This is a genomic window from Chryseobacterium sp. JM1, from assembly GCF_000737715.1.
Lineage (GTDB): Bacteria > Bacteroidota > Bacteroidia > Flavobacteriales > Weeksellaceae > Chryseobacterium.
Genome location: NZ_JPRN01000002.1, coordinates 221883 through 241217, shown reverse-complemented (window position 1 = coordinate 241217; position 19335 = coordinate 221883). Strand labels below are relative to the sequence as shown.

General features: G+C 38.9%; 14 protein-coding genes. 4 read left to right on the top strand and 10 right to left on the bottom strand.

Annotated features, from left to right (window positions below; genetic code table 11):
• Positions 1 to 21: 21 nt before the first annotated feature.
• The 8 genes from IW22_RS24585 to IW22_RS03255 all read right to left on the bottom strand — a co-directional run bounded on the left by IW22_RS24585 (position 22) and on the right by IW22_RS03255 (position 9786).
• Positions 22 to 3675 (bottom strand): hypothetical protein, encoded by a 3654-nt coding sequence (locus IW22_RS24585; RefSeq protein WP_228383988.1) that lies wholly within the window; start codon positions 3673 to 3675, stop codon positions 22 to 24.
• Positions 3676 to 3701: 26 nt separating this feature from the next.
• A complete protein-coding gene (locus tag IW22_RS03285; protein WP_034724119.1) occupies positions 3702 to 5399 on the bottom strand; it encodes a hypothetical protein in 1698 nt (565 codons plus the stop codon).
• A gap of 25 nt (positions 5400 to 5424) precedes the next feature.
• Positions 5425 to 6066, bottom strand: a complete 642-nt coding sequence (locus tag IW22_RS03280) for a leucine-rich repeat domain-containing protein (RefSeq protein WP_034724118.1) — start codon at positions 6064 to 6066, stop codon at positions 5425 to 5427.
• Positions 6063 to 6707, bottom strand: a complete 645-nt coding sequence (locus IW22_RS03275) for a leucine-rich repeat domain-containing protein (protein ID WP_034724117.1) — start codon at positions 6705 to 6707, stop codon at positions 6063 to 6065. Before IW22_RS03275 ends, IW22_RS03280 begins: the two co-directional genes overlap by 4 nt.
• A complete protein-coding gene (locus tag IW22_RS03270; RefSeq protein ID WP_034724116.1) occupies positions 6707 to 7348 on the bottom strand; it encodes a leucine-rich repeat domain-containing protein in 642 nt (213 codons plus the stop codon). The genes IW22_RS03275 and IW22_RS03270 overlap by 1 nt, the downstream gene beginning before the upstream one ends.
• Before the next feature lie 305 nt (positions 7349 to 7653).
• Positions 7654 to 7824 carry a hypothetical protein gene (locus tag IW22_RS24310; protein ID WP_165571862.1) on the bottom strand — a complete coding sequence of 57 codons (171 nt, stop codon included), beginning with the start codon at positions 7822 to 7824 and terminating at the stop codon, positions 7654 to 7656.
• A gap of 232 nt (positions 7825 to 8056) precedes the next feature.
• Positions 8057 to 9094, bottom strand: coding sequence for a patatin-like phospholipase family protein (locus tag IW22_RS03260; protein WP_034724114.1), 1038 nt, complete (start codon positions 9092 to 9094; stop codon positions 8057 to 8059).
• Between the two features lie 191 nt (positions 9095 to 9285).
• On the bottom strand, positions 9286 to 9786 hold the full coding sequence (locus tag IW22_RS03255) for a M15 family metallopeptidase (RefSeq protein ID WP_034724112.1): 501 nt from the start codon (positions 9784 to 9786) through the stop codon (positions 9286 to 9288).
• A 267-nt stretch (positions 9787 to 10053) separates the two neighbouring features.
• Between IW22_RS03255 and IW22_RS03250 the strand changes: the two genes are divergently transcribed.
• From IW22_RS03250 to IW22_RS03240, 3 genes are all read left to right on the top strand, one after another.
• Complete coding sequence (locus tag IW22_RS03250; protein WP_034724110.1) at positions 10054 to 11637, top strand: Na+/H+ antiporter; 1584 nt, start codon at positions 10054 to 10056, stop codon at positions 11635 to 11637.
• A gap of 269 nt (positions 11638 to 11906) precedes the next feature.
• Entirely contained in the window at positions 11907 to 13055 is a 1149-nt protein-coding gene (dinB, locus tag IW22_RS03245) for a DNA polymerase IV (RefSeq protein WP_034724107.1), read from the top strand.
• Between the two features lie 17 nt (positions 13056 to 13072).
• The gene (locus IW22_RS03240) at positions 13073 to 16126 is read left to right on the top strand and encodes a DNA polymerase III subunit alpha (protein WP_034724106.1); all 3054 of its coding nucleotides are present in this window, start codon (positions 13073 to 13075) and stop codon (positions 16124 to 16126) included.
• Positions 16127 to 16137: 11 nt separating this feature from the next.
• Here the strand turns inward: IW22_RS03240 and IW22_RS03235 are convergent, their stop codons facing one another.
• Positions 16138 to 16749, bottom strand: a complete 612-nt coding sequence (locus IW22_RS03235; protein WP_034724105.1) for a YdeI/OmpD-associated family protein — start codon at positions 16747 to 16749, stop codon at positions 16138 to 16140.
• A gap of 6 nt (positions 16750 to 16755) precedes the next feature.
• Positions 16756 to 17889, bottom strand: a complete 1134-nt coding sequence (locus tag IW22_RS03230; protein ID WP_034724103.1) for a serine hydrolase domain-containing protein — start codon at positions 17887 to 17889, stop codon at positions 16756 to 16758.
• A 101-nt stretch (positions 17890 to 17990) separates the two neighbouring features.
• Between IW22_RS03230 and IW22_RS03225 the strand changes: the two genes are divergently transcribed.
• Positions 17991 to 19316: a M48 family metalloprotease gene (locus IW22_RS03225; RefSeq protein ID WP_228383987.1), complete on the top strand. Its 1326-nt coding sequence runs from the start codon at positions 17991 to 17993 to the stop codon at positions 19314 to 19316.
• Positions 19317 to 19335: the final 19 nt, after the last annotated feature.

The following is a 19335-nucleotide window of genomic DNA, read 5'->3' as shown; positions in this document are numbered from 1 at the left end:
TTTAATTAATTGTGATGAACTTTATTTCCAGTCTCCGGAAATTACTTTCTCAGAAGAGGTTCCTGTTTCCTTAACCCCAAGAAGGTTGTCATTCTTTACAAAATCTGTATCTTCCGTAACGACATCTGAAGGAACTTCAAATTCTTCAGGATTTTCCTTAGTAAATGGAAGGGCATTAAGAGTACGTAACCCCGCGGAACCTTCCTGTAAAATATTTAGTGAGGTAGGAAGGGTAGTGATCCATGGCTTTCCTTGTTTTACACCTACCGGCTCACGCATTTCATCTACAATACTCAGATACATAGGATCTCCAATTACAGGGACTTCACCTCCGTTCCAGATTTTTCCTGTAGACATAAAGAACTGAACTGCATCTTCAAATCCTGGTTTTACGGTTACAATTACTCTGGCCATACCTGCCTGTAAAAAGCTTCGGAATAAAGGATCTGTATTCTGTGAAAGATACATTTCCTGCCATCTCTGGCTTGAAGCCCAATAGTAAGGGTAGAATGTATAGTCCATAATGTTCCATTCAAATGCCTGTTCCATAAACTTGGCCAATGCGGTGTACTGCTCAAGCTCTTCACCAAGGATTACTTTGAAGTTACTCATCTGTGTTCCGGAAGTGAACTCTTTTCCCAAAGCAAGATAATCCTGCAATAGATAAGCAATACAGTTATGTTTAAGGATTACAGCTTCCATATCACGGTAGAAGTTTCCAAGGCTGTCTTTTTTCTCTTTGGCTGCTTCGGCTGCTTCTTTAGCTTTTTCTTCAAGTTCTTTCTGTTTGGCAAGGAAGTTTGCATAGGCTTCTTCATAAGCTTTAATGATGGCGTCAAAGTTTTCTTTTCTCCAGCCTTCCATAAATTCCTCAGAAAGGGTACAGTATTTTGTTACTTTAAGGGAAACAAGGTCCATATAGTAAATATGGAATGTAAGGGTGAATTTCACAGTAGCATTGGCAGGGAATCCAAGATCTCCTTCATGGTTCGTAAGATCGCCGCTATTATTGATTCTGATCTTTCCTTTTTTACGTTTTTCTTTATAAGAATAATGGACATTGTAGTTTGTACATTTATAATTTTGAGGAACAGAAATGTCGATATTTCTCATTTCCCAGTCTGAAGCTCCTGAGCTGTCATCGTGGAATTGGTCTTCAGTAATATTGGCCTGAGGAAGAGTTGTTAACGTTACTCCATAGATCTGTGACCAGTATTGAAGCTGTTCTTTCGTGGCTGCTTTTGATGTTTCCATTTTCCATTCTCCTTCTGCTTTTCTAGGGTCAACAGGAGCTTTTAAAATATCAACATTAGCGGAAGGTGTTGCCAGATTGTGAAGTCTTGCAGGTTCAGGGATCATGAATTCAAACATGGAACGTTTGCCGTAGTTAAAGATCTGGTTCTTCATTTTTTTGTCAACCCATCTGTATACGCCTACTACATGCTTGTTTCCTTCTCTGTTGTCAAATCCGTGAGCATTGTTTTCTTCAAATTCCTCAATGATTTTTTCTATTCTTTCCTCAGCTACTTTTGTAAGAATTCTTTCCGTAGCTTTTGCCGTAATTTCCTGAGATTTTTCTACAGCCTGTCTGGTACTGTTTTCTTTAGAATTATGTGCGGCAAAACTGCCTCCCACTTCATAAGTTTTTCCGAGACCTCCATATCTGAAATGCGCTTCAGTACTTACATCCTGTTGTATAACATTGGCTACTTCAGACTGCATATCATTTCTGGTCGTGGTCGTTGTGTCGCTTAATGTTTCTCTTTCTGTAGATTTTGATGTTGTTGTTTGAATTTCGCTTCTTCTTAATCTTCTTGTAGATTTCTGCTTAAATTCTTTGGCCATTACGTTTTCGATATGAGTAACCTCTCCCGGAACATAGGCCTGTGTAGATTGAACTACTTTCAAATAGTCGGCAACTCCCAATCTTTTTACTCCAAAATGCTTAGGAACAAATGTTCCTGGTGTAACGGTGCCTCCGCCTTCTCCCGGGGTTCCACCGTCATCTTTAGTTTTGAATGAGAACTTTCCGGTGTACACTTCATTAAAAGACAGGTCGTGCTCTACAACCGTATATTCGCCATTTTTGAAATACAGTTTGATCTTTGCTTTTGAAATACTTCTCAAAGTGATGTATATCAATGGGAAAGCTACCTTTCCGTCTACTACTTCAGTTGCCGGAATAGTCTGTTGCTGAGTTCCTGTTCCTGAAAGTTCAACTTCGGCAGAAAGCAGCCCTAAAGCAGTACTGTCTGTATTGTAATAGAATGATACATAGTTTCTTCTAAACCCGTTGGTTGAACTGGTGTAACTCAGGTAATAAGTGCCTGAAATATCTATTTTGGCTGTATTGCCTACAGGAAGCAAAACACCTCCAATGCTTGCATATCTTTGCTCGTTAAGAGGAGATTTGGCAAAAAGATCATGAGTTCTTGAGCTCACATCTTCATCCAGCTTCTCAAATACCTCTACGAATGTATCATACTCATCCGTAATAACAGCCGGAACTTTATTGATAAGAATTTTCTTGTCAGATACCATTTCGATTAATGAAAAATCAAGGTCTGTTTCCAGCGGCTTGCCATCATTTACAAGGGTAAACTGTTCAACAAATACTTTGAAGAGATCCTCAGACAGTTTAGCTTTAAGATCAGCAAAATTAAGCTCATTTTTATATTCGAATTTGAATGGAGCAACATTCAGTCTCTCCAATGCTGCATACAGGGCATCAATCTCTTCCTGAGATAAACCGCCTTTGTCAATTTGGGCATTGATTTTTTCAAGCATTGCATTATACTCATTGATAGCAGATTGATTTGTTTCCAAATATTGTCTGTAAGAAGCATCATATGCTTTTGCTCTTAGATTGAAGAACGTTTTTTGAATTTTTTCAAGCTCAGTCTTTAATTGGGCAAGGCTTTCTTTTTCATCACTAAGAACCGAAAGTTCTGAGATTCTTTTTCCTTCAGTCTTTAACTGTTGTTGAATAGCTGCAGGAATAGGGGTGCCATTAATTACTCCGCTTCCGATCTCTGAAACATTTACCTGGAAGGCATTGCCACCTGGGTTTGCTGGTGAAGTCTCTCCTTCATATCCATCACCGAAAAGTTTGAGTGGAAGTACAACTTTAGCTTCCAAAGCTTTAGTTTTTAAATCAGCCCCGTTGATTTTTATAAGCTCCGGCGTTACAGGCAGATCACATACATATCCGAAATGCAGAGTCTTTAGAATATGCACCAGTGCTTCTTTTACATAAAAATTATCCTGTGTGACAGTCTGATAAATTAAATTATCCCATACCTGTCCCAGTTTATTCTGAATAGAAGAGCTGTTATACAGACTTTTTGCCGCATTTTCGTCGGTGGTAGAGAGCTTTTCTTTTTTCGCAATTTTTCTTCCTATTTTCAAAGCTTCGGCAAGACTGCCTTCTTCGATCTGAAGTTCACTTTCATATCCGGCTGGATCAAAAGTCTTTACGGCGCGTTCCAGAGCCTTGAATTTTTCCAAAGCTGTAGCATTTGGGTCCACGGCTGCATCAAAGGAGCCTAAAAGGCCGGCAGGTCTTTGAATGAAACCTAAATTTTGCTTTTTAGTTTCAGTCAGTTGTGGGTTTCTTAAACTTACAAATCTGAAAAGAGTTTGTGATGTGTTGTTTGTTGTGTTTTCTGTTGCCATTTTAATATTTTGTATTGATTATTGATTTATTTTTTGGTGTATTCAAGAGTCAGGGTAAATGAGTTGATGACGGAGTAGTCGTAATCAGAGACACCCACAAGTTCAATGGTGGCCAGCTTTCTTTCTATAGTGATGTAAGCTTTGGTTCGCCATTGGTTGCCTGCAAATGCAGCATCTATTGCATACCATTCTGTAAACATCTCGTTGGAAATAATGGTTTCAATATCCGGAAACTCGGTTTTGAATTCAACTAAACCTGTTCTTGGAATCTGATTGAAAACCACTGTTTTTTTGTAAACGGGTTTACCATTGATCCACTTTCCGCCGGTTTTTTCTTCTTTTGTAGTATAAGAATGTTGCTTATCTGCGTATTGCTTTTGGATATAACTTTCATCTACATAATAGTCGCCATAGTAACTTGTTCCCCGTAAGCCTGAGAAAGCCGGATTACTGGATCCTATCGTGACATCACTATGATAAACACTTAATGTGGATACTACATTGTCACCTCCCATCCAGTACATAAGTGGGGTTAGGGTACCATCATCCTGAATATCAAACCCAGATTTCTCATTATTGGGAAGTTTGCTATAGAAGCCGAAGGAATTATAACCTGTTGTATCGCTGCCTTTATATTGGATAGAGCCTGTTAAGGGTCTTGCGTCAACGGTACCGGAAAGTGGTATTGCGTCAGTTTTATCTTCCCATCCGAAAGTTCCGTCTGGATTAGCTACAATATTTTTGGTATAGCTGCTGTCTGCGGAAGGAATTTTACCAGGAGTTACTGAAAACTTACCATTGATATTGACGTATTTGTCTACAAAGTCCCCGGAGATTAATGCATTAGATATTGATGCACTTCTGCCACCATTAAAATTTTGAATATAGAGTTTGTTTTTAATTGGGAAATTATTAAAATTAGAATCCCCGCCGATAATGACATTATTTGCAGAACCGGTACCAAGAGCAGTTCCTCCTCTATAACCCAAAATAATATTCTGGCTGTTATCACCTCCTCCTGAGTTTCCGGCATAGGCTCCAAGTATGGTATTGCCCTGTGAACCTTTACCATTGTTGAAACTGGAGTATCCTACCACCGTATTTTCATTCGAACTAAACCCATCTTCCAAACTGAAGTTACCAATGACAGTATTTCCTAAAGTACCGAAATCTGTATTGCCCGACCTGTGTCCAATTGATACATTGTCATTACCAAAAGTCTTTGATTTATTACCAATCGAGATTGTGTAATTGGCCTGGCTGCTTAAGTCATCCGTCTCTTCACCTATGATGATATTGTCCAGCTGAGAAGAGCCGCCATAACTTATTCCCTGTACTTTGATGTTTTTGTTGGTTTCATTTCCCCTGTCTGTTACAGTCTGAAGGCTTCCTACATCTCCCTGAGTAATATCCACGTATCTCGTACCGGTCCATCTGTACAGTTTATTGGTGTCTGCAGTAATATAAATTTTGCCCGATTCACCCTGCTGTGGCAGATTGGATAATGATGGAAATTCCAGTACGTCATCTACATAACTGGGTAATTGTGATGCGGGAACTTTACCGCTTACAAGATCTGCCTTCTTTGAAAAATCATATTCTAATTTTTCTGATGGAATTTTTTCATCTTTGTGCCAGTAAGATTCCTGCCACTCCCAGAACTGTTCCTGGTTGGGAATATCTCCGTTTTCGAAGAATTGTTTTATTTCTTGTTTTGATTTCATTTTGTTCTATTTTTCTTTATTTTAATTACATGTCGCTCACCAGAGTTCCGCCAGCAACCCTTGTTTTAGGATCGAATGAGTCGGGATAGTATTCTGTATGTCTTTCCAGCCTTACTGTTGAGATATTCGGATTGAAGTTGAATGCATTGGGTCCGATCTTTAAGACACTTGGCGGAATGTATAATGCATTAATGCTGTTATAGATAAAAGCAGAATCCTTAATTTCCTTTACGCTTTCAGGAAGGACTACGGAGGTCAGCAGATTGTATGCAAAAGCACCTGCTCCAATGATTGATACATTTTCCGGGATCGTTATGGTTTTTAGTGCATTACTGCGGAAAGCATCAGTTCCGATGGTGAGTAAACTGCTGGCAAGAGTTAATTCGGATATGCCTATCCCAGTTGCAAACATATCGGGAATATGCAGTGTTCCTGGTTTTATAAATATCCTTCTGACCTGTAAGTAAGCCAGAGAGGCATTTCCCTTTTCATCTGTATCTGCGTAAAAGTCATTGAGACGGGGAAGACCATTTTCCAGACCCGCAATTTTGGTCATTTCTATCTTCTCGTCTTTGTGCCAGTAAGAGTCTTGCCATTCCCAGAACTGTTCCTGTGTAGGCTTGTCTCCGTTTTCGAAGTAGAGCCTTAATTCTTGTTTTGTTTTCATGTTGCTGGTGTAAAATCGAAATAGCGCATTATTTTAGCTGTTTCCGGAATACCGGCATTGCTTAAGTCCAGTCCGTTGAGTGCTGTTACGGTTTTAAGAGCTGGAATATTGAATGCATTTTGTCCTACAGATTTCACTGATTTAGGAATGTGTAATTGAGTTAAATTTTTACTTCCGGCAAGCTGAAATGCGTTACCTCCAATTTCTTCTATTCCGTTTTCCAGAATTAATTCGGACAGGTAATCATTTGAGGAAAGAAAAGCGTTGGCCTCAATAACCTTACAAGATCCCGGAATTTTCAAGGTACCTCTAAGGTGCTGGTGGGCAAAAGCTAAAGATTTTAACCTTTCTAAAGTGCCGGGGAATCTTACCTCAGAAATATGATTTTTCGATGCAGCGGCATATGTAAAGCCTCCGATGATTTTAGCGCCTTCAGGAAATTTAATTTTTTTCCCAATTCCAATAATTTCTGTATTATCTGTATTTGAGTAAGCAAAATCTTCATAAGAGATTAAATTCAATGAATTGCTGCTTATTTTCTCATCCTTATGCCAGTACGAATCCAGCCAGGCCCAAAAATGCTCCTGTGTAGGCTTATCTCCGTTCTCGAAGTACAGCCTTAGTTCTTCTTTTGTTTTCATTAGTTTTCGAATCTGAATGTTATTGTAGCTGATTCCGGAATACCGGCATTGCTCAGGTCCAGCCCTCTTAGTGCTGAAACTGTTTTGAGCGAAGGAATGGCAAATGCATTTTGCCCCACAGATCTTACTGAATTAGGAATGAATAAATCTTCAATAATGGTTGCTTTTGGGCAGTAAAATGCATTTGCGCCAATAACTGTTAAGCCATTATTAAGGATGATTTCTTCCAGGGAATCTGACCCGTTTATACTGTTTCCCAGCCCGCCAAAGGCAGAATCACCGATACTTTTTAATGTTGAAGGAGTTTTAATCTTTTTTATATTTTGACCCTGAAATGCTCCTATTCCAATTTCCTCGAGTCCTTCATTAAAATTTGTTTCAATGATCTGATAGCTCATTCCCATATATTGAAAAGCCATCTGTTTGATTTTTTTGACATTTTTAGGTATAGAAATAGATAATGAATGTCCAAGCTGTGTGTCATCAATAATTTGTGGAATTACCTTTTCCACTGAATCAATAGAATCTGGCGAAATCTTTTCATCCTTATGCCAGTACGAATCCAGCCAGGCCCAAAAATGCTCCTGTGTAGGCTTATCTCCATTTTCGAAATAGAGCTTTAAGTCTTCTTTTGTTTTCATAATAATTGTGTGATTTTAATTTGGTTAACGGTTGTGTTATAATTTGAAGAGTCTTTTTAAAGAAGCTCTTAAATGGTTTTAATTTTTAAGTGGTAGAATTGATGCCCACTTGTGCATTACATTTTGTGATTCATTTTTTATTGTTTTTTTGTTTATTTTCAGACATAGTTCCGGCTGTCCGGCATTTTGTGAAATGATGGATTCAAAGGTGTTTTTGAATGATGATGGGGTGATGTCGGGTGTCTTGATTTGGTGTTTCAAAGATAATTCCGGACAGCGTCAGAACTTGTTGTGTTAGAATGTATTTAGTAAATATTTTCTTCAGGAAGACCATCTGTGAAATCTTCCCTGAAAAAGTTTTCAATGTCGTTGAGATAGTTCTCATAGTCCATCTCTGCATGTTCGATGTCGCTCCATTCAATAGTATAGAGATCTTCATCGAAAAGTATATCTGGATTGTGATCTGGTGTTTCCATGTTTTGTGTTTTAAGGTTGAGGTTATGTTTTAAACATATTTCTGGCTGTCCAGCATTGATAAATGGTGAATTCAAAGGCTTTTTAAAATTTTAATGATTGTTTTTTTGTGTCTTTATTTATACTTCAAAAGTAGTGGGAGAAGACGACAAAACTTGACGTGTTTTAAAAACTTTTTATATTTTTTAAATATTATCTTTTAAGCTTATATTGAGTCATTATAAGGTTAAAGGCTTATATTTTATTTCTGATCAGTTTCTGTACAATCTGATTCAGTGTTTCTCTGTTATCATCAATATAGCTCAGTCCCGCCTGGATCAGATTTTCAATATTGGACCTTCTTACATTGTCCATGCCCGGAGATGCATTTTTTAAAGATGGATTCAACCGGTAATAATTTTTCTGATTCCGTTGGCCTAAAGTCTGGAACATCTGACAAAGCTGATAATCTACCGTTTCAGCATTCGCAGACATCAGAATATCAATGATGGGATTTACCCAGCCGATCTTTCCCGACTTCTGTAACTTTTTAAAAGAATATGGTCTCGCTTCAATCCCCGTTCCGATAGAAACAATGATCATATCGTTCACGCCGGGATGATTGGCCTTCTGATGATTTTTCAATACTTCTGCAAAAGGGATTTTTCTTGCCTCCGCATAAGCACAAAGTGTAGGATTGTTGGCAAACATACCGCCGTCTATCAGGCTGAAAATCTGTCCGTACATAGATTTGATCTGTACCGGGCTGAAGTAAGTAGGTGCTGCCGATGTCGCTCTGCAGATATCCTTTACATAAAAATTATCTGTGCTCAGATTGGCTTCCCACGAATTGAAAAGCTTGGCTCTTCTGTTTTCTATATCATAACTGGTGATTAAGCATGGTTTTATAAATTCTTTAAGTTCTAAGTGTCCAAAAAAGTCATTCAAGTTTTTTTCAAGTGATTCCTGGGGAATTTTTTCATTCAGAAGGCCAAACGGATTGACCAGCTTTTCCCAGAAAGAAACCTGGAAGATGTCGCCGCCCCTTTCAGCGTATAATTCCAGCCCTTTCTGGATAGAATATTTCGCTTTTCGGTGTTCATCGGGACATAGAATAATAGAAGCAATCAGTCCTCCTGTGCTGCTTCCGGCTACCAGATCAAAATAATCACCGAGTTTGGCTCCCGGATTATCATGATACTGAAGCTGTTCTTCTATGTAGCGGAGAATAATACAGGTAATAATGCCCCTTATTCCGCCCCCGTCCAAAGAAAGAATGGTTGTCTTTTTCATGTGATGTTTTGTTGGTTTTTAAAAGATAAACTAAGGTCCTGAGACAACTAAAACCAACGTTCTGCCCTTGAAAACAGATGCTGGTTTTAGTATTGAGATCTCAGTTTACTAACGTTTTTCTTATAAAACAAAGGTAGGCCTGGGAAGCGACAGAACTTGTCGTATTATAATTATTTTCAAATAAAAGGGAATTAAAATAGAATATAATTCTGCTTATCCCTCGGCATCTTTGATAGCGTTCGCCAACTCGTTTTCACAAGGCCTTTTTTAGTCTGGATATTCTTTTTTTCGAAGTGAGGAAGGTCTTTGAAGGTCTTCCAGTTCCCGCCCCAGTCCCAGCCGTGTCTGGCAAAAATCTTGACGCACTCATACCAGTCGGCTACCTGATCATTATCCCAGTCTTTTGCCGTATCCCAGCTTGCTGTTTTTCCATCGATCATCAGGCAGATATCCACAGCAAGTCCATAGTTGTGAATGCTCTGTCCCGCTTTGGCATTGGTAACCTTTTTGCCTGCCGTAATTCTTCCGATGGCATATAGTTTTTCCTGCTCTTCAAAAGATCTCAGGCCTTGTGTAATTCTGATTTTTGCTCTTCCGGTAAGGGCTTCATCGCATTCTTTAATGATTTGTTTTACTTCATCTCTTACGGAAGGGTGGAGCTTGTTGATTCTCTCTGTAGTTACTTTGTCCATGATGTATATTGTTATAATGCAAAAGTATAGATCAGAGGCGACGAAACTTGACGTGTTTAATTAAATTTTAAATAAAAAGTTTTATTATTTGTTAATAAATTACAGCTGTAAGAGGGATGATACAAGGTTTTGTGATTATTTTAAATTAAGTTCATATAGGGTCGGAAAAATGAATACAAGAAAAGATAATTGACTGTATATTTGTAAAAAACTTGCTCATTAAGATTGAAAATTGAAATGAGAAACTGATAAAAACACAATATTTCAATGCATACTATTTTACCTTTTTTTCTGGCCATGATAGCCGCTATCGTATTGCTGAATATGTGGGCCACCAAGCTGAAAATCGCTTACCCGATTCTGCTGGTTGTCTTCGGTCTTCTGGTAAGCTTTGTACCGGGACTTCCCGTTGTAAAGGTAGATCCGGATCTTATTTTCTTTATATTTTTACCCCCTTTACTTTTTGAAGCTTCCTGGGCTATTTCCTTCAAGGAGATGAGAAGGTGGTGGCGTATTATCGGCAGTTTTGCTTTTTTGGTGGTATTTTTTACAGCGTTGTCAGTAGCTGTGGCTGCCAATTATTTTATTCCCGGATTTACCATTGCTTTAGGATTTTTGCTGGGAGGAATTGTTTCTCCGCCGGATGCTGTAAGTACCGGAGCCATTATGAAATTTGTAAAGATTCCAAAAACCACTTCCGCTATTCTGGAAGGGGAAAGTTTATTAAATGATGCCTCTTCCCTGATTATTTTTCGCTTTGCCCTCATAGCCGTAGGAACCGGTCAGTTCGTATGGCAGGAAGCCTCCCTTAGCTTTTTATGGATGGTCATTGGCGGCGCGGGAATTGGTCTCGTGTTGGGGTGGATTTTCGTACAGGCTCATAAAAAACTCCCTACAGACGCCTCTTCTGATATTGCCATGACCCTTATAGAACCCTACATTATGTATTGGGTGGCAGAGCAGTTTCACAGTTCGGGAGTACTTGCTGTAGTCTGCGGAGGCCTGTTTATGTCAACAAGACGGCTCATATTTTTGAATAGTGCCAGCAGAATAAAAGGACACAGTGTGTGGGAAAGCTTTGTATTCATCCTGAATGGGATCGTTTTCTTACTCATCGGTCTCGAGCTTCCTGAAATTGTAGGAGGTCTGCGTTCTGAAGGAATTCCTTTAATGACAGCCATACAATATGGGATACTGGTAACCGCTGTTCTTATTCTGGCAAGAATCATCAGTGCCTATGCGGCCATGGTGGCTACCTATATCTTTCGGCCAAGTGTTGCTCCAAGGGCATCTACCAGAAGGAGAAGTCTGCTCATGCCTCTTTTTCTTGGTTGGACGGGGATGAGAGGTGTGGTTTCTCTGGCAGCGGCACTTGCTATTCCTATTACCCTTAGCAATGGTGAGCCTTTCCCTAACAGAAATTTAATATTGTTTATCACATTTGTGGTCATCCTGCTTACTTTATTGGTACAGGGCCTTACTTTGCCTTATATTATCAACAAAGGAAAAGCATTTCGGGATTTTATGAATGAAGAGGAAGAAGAAAAGACCAGATTGAAAATAAAGCACGAACTGAAACAGCACGTCTATCAGTTCCTTAAAACAAAGCACGAAAACGAACTTCAGGGACATGCGGGAGTAGAAAGAATGCTGAAACACTGGGAAGAAAAAACAAAAGCCAATGATGACGGCTGGATGAATGAAAAAAATAAAATCATCTTTGTTGAAATGCTGGAAGTGCAGAGACAATATCTTTCAGAACTGAATAAAGATGTTACCATCAATGAAGATGTGATCCGTCAGCAATTGTATCAGATTGACCTTGAAGAGGAGCGTCTGAAGATGATCTAAACTGAGAACCCGGCAGCAAATTGTTTGTAACAGTCCCCCTTAATTACAAAAATATTAATTATCAAAATTCTTCGGTTTAAGATCCTCTGATACTACATCAGAGGAATATTTCCGTTTTTCTGAATAAAAAACGATGATTAGAATATTGGATTTGAATTTTTCCTCCCTTGTCTCTTAAAAAGCGTATTGTATCTGGTAAAAATGATATTGATATTAATTATATCAACTTTAATAATTGATTTGATATAAAAAGTATCTAATTTTGTAACGTGAACCGAGCAATTGTACATATGGACCTGGATACATTTTTTGTATCCTGTGAGAGGCGTAATAACTCGCAGCTTGACGGTATTCCCTTAATCATAGGAGGGGGCGACCGTGGAGTGGTGGCCTCGTGTTCCTATGAAGCAAGAAAATTTGGGGTTCGCTCAGCGATGCCAATTCGTATGGCGTTAAGGCTTTGTCCCGATGCAAAAGTGATTCGTGGCGATCATGAAATGTACTCTAATTTATCACATACGGTTACGGAAATTATTCAGGAAAAAGTTCCTGTAATGGAAAAAGCCAGTATTGATGAATTTTATCTCGATTTATCCGGGATGGATAAGTTTTTTGGATGCTATCAATGGACAAAAGAAATTGCTGAGGCGGTTACTAAAGAAGCCGGGCTTCCCATAAGTTTCGCGCTGTCAACGAATAAAACCGTTTCCAAAATTGGTACCGGAGAAGCAAAACCCGTTGGGAGAATGGAGATCAATGAAATGGAAATTAAGCCATTCCTAAACCCCCTGTCAATCAAAAAAATTCCAATGGTGGGTGACAAGACCTTTCAATTGTTATCAAGAATTGGAATCCGTACCATTCATACATTGTCAGAAATGCCGGTTTTGGTCTTGCAGCAGATGATTGGCCTTAACGGAAAAGAATTATGGAAAAAGGCCAACGGAATTGATGAAAATCCTGTAGTTCCTCATTCCGAAAGAAAATCTATATCAACTGAAAGAACTTTTACCTCCGATACCATGGATATGATAGAACTGAAAAGACTGATCTCGGGAATGGCAGAACAGCTGGCTTATCAGCTGAGACAGGAAAAATGGTTGACATCAACGGTTGTTATAAAAATACGTTATGCCAATTTTGATACGGAAACCAAGCAGAGCAAAGTATCCTACACATCTGCCGATCATACTTTGTCGAGAGTGGCATTGGACCTTTTTAATAAAGTCTATACAAGGAGAATGAGGCTTCGGCTCGTAGGCTTGCGGTTTACAGGATTGGTACATGGGAATCATCAAATGAATTTATTTGAAGATACCGAGGAGCAAATGAGCCTGTATCAAACGATGGATTATATCAAAAACCGTTTCGGTGCCGATGCTGTAGGACGGGCCTCCGGATTCGATTTCGGAAAATAAGGTTTAAATTTTTCAACATGTTTATTAATTGTCATTCCTTTCACAGTCTCCGTTACGGAACTTTATCAATTGAAGAATTGGTAAGGCAGGCGCATGAACTGGGGGTAAAGCAATTGGTATTGACTGACATCAATACAGTGACCGGAATCTATGATTTTAAAAAAGCATGCGAAGATCTGGGTATAAAGCCTATTCCCGGAGTTGAGGTCAGAAAAGACGGAAAACTTCTGTACGTGGCAATTGCCAGAAGGTTTTCAGGAATTGGTGAAATTAATAAAGTAATCACTGATCATAATTTTGATGATAAAGAACTCTTTGAAACGGCACCTGAATGTAAAGAAGTATTTGTGGTGTATCCGATGAGTAATATTCCTGCAGAATTGAAAGCGAATGAGTTTATTGGAGTCAGAATAGAAGAGTTAAACTTTCTGATCCGTCCGGAATACAAAAAGTATATTTCTAAAATGGTCGTCCTTCATCCTGTTACTTTCAGCACAGATGAAGAATATGGACTGCACAAAATCCTCCGGGCTATTGACAATAACATATTGCTGTCAAAATTAACAAAAAGAGAGGTTTGTCGTCAATCTGAATATTTCATTTCCGAACAGCATATTGTAAAGACATTTGAGAGATATCCCCAAATTATTGAAAACACAAAGAACATTCTTGAACAATGTGATTTTGAATTTGATTTTAAAAAAGTTAAGAACAAACAGTTCTATACAAAATCTAAAGAATCTGATGTACAACTTCTCCGCAGGCTGGCGTATTTAGGTTTGGAAAAAAGATACGGATTCGGTCATGAAGTGGCTCAAATAAGAGTTGAGAAAGAGCTGGGAGTTATTGATGAACTCAATTTCTGTTCTTACTTTCTGATTACCTGGGATATTATCCGTTACAGCAATAAGATGGGGTTTATGCATGTAGGGCGGGGAAGCGGAGCGAATTCAATAGTCAGTTACTGCTTGGGAATTACCGATATCTGTCCGCTGGAGCTGGATCTGTATTTTGAAAGATTCCTGAACCTGAACCGGAAGACACCACCGGATTTTGACCTCGACTGGAGCTGGCAAAACAGAGATGCCATCTTGGAATACATCTTTGACAGATATGGGAAAGAACATGTCGCCTTTTGTGGAACCAATGTCGAGTTTAAATACAGATCTATTTTCAGAGAAGTAGGTAAGGTATTCGGTTTACCCAAAGAAGAGCTTGATGATTTGTCGAAAAAACCGATGGAGAGCCATGACCGGAATTCAGTGGTACGACAGGTTCAGAAATACGGTAAATTATTGGAAAAGTTTCCTAATCAAAGAAGTATGCACGCATGCGGAATTTTGATTTCAGAAGAACCTATTACCCATTATACAGCATTAGAAATGCCTCCCAAAGGATTCCCGATTGTTCAGTTTGATATGAACGTAGCAGAAGATATTGGCCTTGAAAAGTTTGATATTCTTTCACAAAGAGGTCTTGGGACCATTAATGACACTGTAAATCTGGTTAAAAAAACAAGAGGAATCACCATTGATATCCGGGACACAACCTTGTCAAAAAATGAAGAACAGGCAAATGAATACTTAGCGGTAGGAAAGACAATCGGATGTTTTTATATAGAATCTCCGGCCATGCGTGGGCTTTTAAGAAGACTGAAATGTGACAATTACAGAACCCTCGTCGCAGCTTCTTCCATTATCAGACCGGGAGTCGCACAAAGTGGAATGATGCGGGAATACATTTTCAGGCATAATCATCCCGATCAGTTTGAATATTTTCATCCGGTGTTTGAAGAACATTTGAAGGAAACCTATGGCATTATGGTGTATCAGGAAGATGTGATTAAAATTGCCCAGTACTTCGGAGGGCTGTCTTTAGCAGATGGAGATATTCTGCGAAGAGCCATGAGTGGGAAAGGCCGCTCTATTCAAAAGCTACAGGAGGTAAAAGATAATTTCTTTGAATTGTGTAAGAAAAAAGGGCATTCTGAGGCGTTGACGGCCGAAGCTTACCGGCAAATTGAATCTTTTGCCGGATATTCTTTCTGTAAGGCACATTCAGCATCGTATGCCGTGGAAAGCTATCAGAGTCTTTATCTGAAAGTATATTATCCCTTAGAATTTATGGTTTCTGTGATCAATAATCAGGGAGGTTTCTACCGCACTGAAGTGTATATCCATGAAGCAAAAATGTCCGGAGGGAATATCCAGACTCCTTGTGTGAATACAGGTGAATATCAAACCACACTGAAAGGAGCAGATGTTTATTTGGGTTTAATGCTTTTGGAAGGGCTGGAAACACGAATTGCTCATGCAATTGTTGAAGAACGGGAAAGAAATGGAGATTATAAGTCACTAGAAGATTTTATCAGACGCATTTCCATTGGTATTGAAACCGTACAGATTTTAATTTTTATTGGAGCATTCAGATTTACGGGTAAACCCAAAAATGAATTGCTGGTTGAAGCGCGGCTGTTATTAGTCAATTTTAAACCCGAAAATAGGGGGCTTATGTTAATTGAAGAACCTGTTCAGGAATTTAAATTACCTCAATTAAAAAGAGAAAATTTCGAAGATGCTTTCGATGAAATTGAACTCATTGGTTTTCCGGTTTCCTGCAGTCCATTTGATCTGCTACAGACGAAATACAGAGGTTCTGTTTTTGTAAATAATTTATTGAAATTTCACAAAAGACAGGTGAAGATGCTGGCTTATCTGATTTCAAGAAAACATGTTCCTACTAAAAAAGGGACGATGTATTTTGGAACCTGGATAGACGTCAATGGTGAGTATTTTGATACTGCCCATTTTCCCGATAGTTTGAAGCAATATGATTTTCAGGGAGGAGGGTGTTATTTGCTTTTAGGAACGGTGGAAGTCGATTTTCATTTTCCAACCATCACCATCCATAAGATGGCTAAAATGCCCATGATTCCTGATCCCCGTTATGCTTATGATAAAGAAAAGCAATATGATATTCACAGGCAAATTAAAGAAGATGTGAGTATGACATCCAGAAAGCCTTATCCGCAGGCACATGAGATTGGGTTGCCAAGAGGACGTTTAATATAATGTCAGCTTCCTTAAGGTTTTTGGTACTTCCAATTTCTGGATTTTCCCTCTGCAAGCCATTCCAAAGCCTGTTCCATTCTTTTGTTTCTGGTTGCTTCGGTTTTGGCCTCGGTGATCCAGTTGATATACTCCTTTCTGAAAGACGGAGATCCTTTTTCAAAAACCTCTGAAGCTTTTTTATTCTCATTCAAAGCAGCCTGAAAATAATCGGGGACCTCGGTTTCCACTTTGGACGGTGCCGCTTTTTTCATAGTAACACCCATATCGGTAAGTTCCATAGCTTCTTTCATCATTTTTTTAAGCTGAACTTTAGAGGGAAGATCCTCCATTTTAGTAAGCTTTCCTAAACTGAACATTGAACTTTTTTCGGCGGTCGTTTCCATTTCCTTTAACGTTTTCATCTCCCCATGTAACCAGAATCCAAGGCTGCAATATTGTTTGAAAGAGGTAACGGAACATAGAATTTTTCCCTTGTACATAAAAGTGGGAAATTTCCACTTTATAGCTTCTTCTGCTTCGGGACAGCATTCATGAACGATTTCCCGTAGATAGCTTAAAATGGGTTGTGCAAAATCAGGGGATTTTTCGATGTATTCATCAACCTGTATATTGTATTTTTCCATAGTTTTTTACTGAAATAATTGAACGGATTCATTGACAAGGAATTTCACCTGATCCGGTCTTCCCCTGTCATTTTTAGGGTTGTTGCTGTAGCTTCCGGTTCTTACGATCACCATATTGTGTTCCGGAATCATAATGATATACTGCCCCTGTAATCCAAGGAAATAATAATGTTTAACGGGATTATCATGATTGATCCAAAGTCCCATTCCATAGATATCCTGAGATTTTTCAGTAGGCGTTCTCATCTGCTCGATAAAATCCAGGTTGAGGATTTGTTGTTCCCCAACTTTTCCATCATCTAAAAAGAGCTGTCCCAGTTTCGCATAATCTCTCGCATTCGAGTGGATGCAGCAATATGTTTTTTCCATCCCGTGATTGTCGGTGCTCCACGAGGCGTTCTGTTCCATTCCCATCGGGATCCAGAATTTTTCGGATAAATAGCTGGCTAATGTTTGATTCAAAGCCTTTTTTAAAGCAAATCCGAGAAGTTGAGTCGCTCCGCTTTGATATTGAAAACGGGTACCGGGCTGTTCCTGAAATCTTCTTGAGAATACGGCTTTGACGAGGTTTCTGCCGTAATACGCTTTGGCATTGGGCAGAAATGGATTATTGTAATCCTCATCCCAGTCGAGTCCGGCCTCCATCTGCGCTAAATTCTTAAGCGTAACCTCACTTCCGAATTCTTTTTCTTTAAATTCAGGATAGAAATCAGAAAGCCTGTCATCTATATTTTTAATGATACCCTCTTCCAGTACTTTCCCTAAAAGCATTACCGTAACAGCTTTTGCCATTGAAAAAGAATTGGTCTGAGAAAGCTGATTGTAGCCGTCCCAATACTGCTCATGAAGGATTTTTCCGTTTTTTATAACCACAAAAGCTGCGGTTTTGGAATGTTTCAGATTTTCAAGTACATGTTCAGGCAGTTCCTTCTTGTTGTAGTCAGGATCTTCCGTCCAGAGTTCCGGTTCCTCCGTAGCGATGAGGTTTCCCGGAAAAAGCTTTCCATCATCGATGTAGGCGCTGGATCTTCCTTTAAGATACGTTTTCGAAATTCCGCTGAATAAATAGTCGTATCCCAAAAGATAAACTGCGGCTACCCCTACGGCTGCTCCGCCTATTACATATTTTAATGCCTTCATATGATCATGAGTATCAGTCTCAAACAAATTTAAAATAATTTTGATAAGAAAAGGAGAAAGGAACGGTAAATAAACTATTTTTGCGATTATTGATGAAAAATATGACCAGAAAACTCATTGTATTCGTGTTTTTCATTTTTTCAGTGATGGGAGCCGCCCAGACCTATAAAATGATCGACACCGCAGACTATTTGCAGAGAAAAGAATTTTTAAAAAGTTTTGCCGGAAATAACGAAATTTTTATAAAAAAATTAAGATCGCAGTATTCCGGGAAGACTGGTTCTGAACTGTCTAAAATCTATAAGGAATTCGGCACTGATTTTGAAAAACAGGTGAAAAACAAAGATTTTATTTTTAAATCTGAATTTGAAACGGAAATAAAATCCCTGATCCAGCGCCTGAGAAAAAATAATCCCAGAATTCCTCAGGATCTTAAAATTTTGGTAGCAAGAGATAATACACCCAATGCCTATTGCCTTGCGGACGGAACTTTTGTCATCAATATGGGACTGTACAACTGGCTGAATGGTGAAGACCAGATCGCTGCCGTGATTACCCATGAATTAGGTCATAAGATCGATGAACATTCCCTAAAAACATTTTTAAGCATTATCGAACAGAATCAGCTGGATAAAATAACCGTACAGAACCTGAAAGAAACGACGGAAAATCGTAGTCAGACCCAGAATAAGAAAGCTTTTGATATCCTTAAAAACCGTGCGTATAAAAAAGGCGTGGAAAGAAGAAAGCAGGAAATGCAGGCAGATTCGCTGGGCTACGTGATCTTTAAAAACAGTGATTTTAAAAAGAATGAATATGTAAACGCGCTTCAACGACTGCAGGATTTTGATACCATTTCTCCGCGCCAGCTGAAGATAGAAACCTATAAGATGCTTTTTGATCTTCCGAAACAGGCCTTCAATGAAAAATGGATGAAGAAGGAAGATTTCTCACTGTACAATTACAATTTTTATAAAGAAAAACTGGATAAAGACTCGCTGGCCTCGCATCCCGAAATGTCCAGGAGAATTGAAAATCTGAAAAAAATATTTCCTGAACTTAAACCATCGGTGGAATCGGAAAAACCTTCTGAGACTTTTACAACTCTGAAAAAAATGGCAAGAATGGAGATTCTTCCCAATTATTTTCACTCCGAAGATTACGGGTTGGGAATTTATGCCTCAATGCAGTTTCTGCAGGATGGAGAAGAGGACAAGTATTACAAAGGCTGGTTGGGTAAATGTTTCTCGAAAATATACGAAGCCAGGAAAAATTACAACCTGAACCGTTATCTGGACAGGATAGAACCTAAAAATCAAAGTGAAAGTTATCAGCAGTTCCTGAACTTTATGTGGAACCTGAGTCTTGATGACATCAAAAATATAGCAGACTTTTACCAAAGCAATTACCAAATAAAAGAATCCTGATGCATCATCAGGATTCTTG

Excerpts from the sequence above, each read along its gene's own strand:
- IW22_RS24585 (WP_228383988.1), bottom strand. The coding sequence starts at position 3,675 with ATGGCAACAGAAAACACAACAAACAACACATCACAAACTCTTTTCAGA.
- IW22_RS03285 (WP_034724119.1), bottom strand. The coding sequence starts at position 5,399 with ATGAAATCAAAACAAGAAATAAAACAATTCTTCGAAAACGGAGATATT.
- IW22_RS03280 (WP_034724118.1), bottom strand. The coding sequence starts at position 6,066 with ATGAAAACAAAACAAGAATTAAGGCTCTACTTCGAAAACGGAGACAAG.
- IW22_RS03275 (WP_034724117.1), bottom strand. The coding sequence starts at position 6,707 with ATGAAAACAAAAGAAGAACTAAGGCTGTACTTCGAGAACGGAGATAAG.
- IW22_RS03270 (WP_034724116.1), bottom strand. The coding sequence starts at position 7,348 with ATGAAAACAAAAGAAGACTTAAAGCTCTATTTCGAAAATGGAGATAAG.
- IW22_RS24310 (WP_165571862.1), bottom strand. The coding sequence starts at position 7,824 with ATGGAAACACCAGATCACAATCCAGATATACTTTTCGATGAAGATCTC.
- IW22_RS03260 (WP_034724114.1), bottom strand. The coding sequence starts at position 9,094 with ATGAAAAAGACAACCATTCTTTCTTTGGACGGGGGCGGAATAAGGGGC.
- IW22_RS03255 (WP_034724112.1), bottom strand. The coding sequence starts at position 9,786 with ATGGACAAAGTAACTACAGAGAGAATCAACAAGCTCCACCCTTCCGTA.
- IW22_RS03250 (WP_034724110.1), top strand. The coding sequence starts at position 10,054 with ATGCATACTATTTTACCTTTTTTTCTGGCCATGATAGCCGCTATCGTA.
- IW22_RS03240 (WP_034724106.1), top strand. The coding sequence starts at position 13,073 with ATGTTTATTAATTGTCATTCCTTTCACAGTCTCCGTTACGGAACTTTA.
- IW22_RS03235 (WP_034724105.1), bottom strand. The coding sequence starts at position 16,749 with ATGGAAAAATACAATATACAGGTTGATGAATACATCGAAAAATCCCCT.
- IW22_RS03230 (WP_034724103.1), bottom strand. The coding sequence starts at position 17,889 with ATGAAGGCATTAAAATATGTAATAGGCGGAGCAGCCGTAGGGGTAGCC.
- IW22_RS03225 (WP_228383987.1), top strand. The coding sequence starts at position 17,991 with ATGACCAGAAAACTCATTGTATTCGTGTTTTTCATTTTTTCAGTGATG.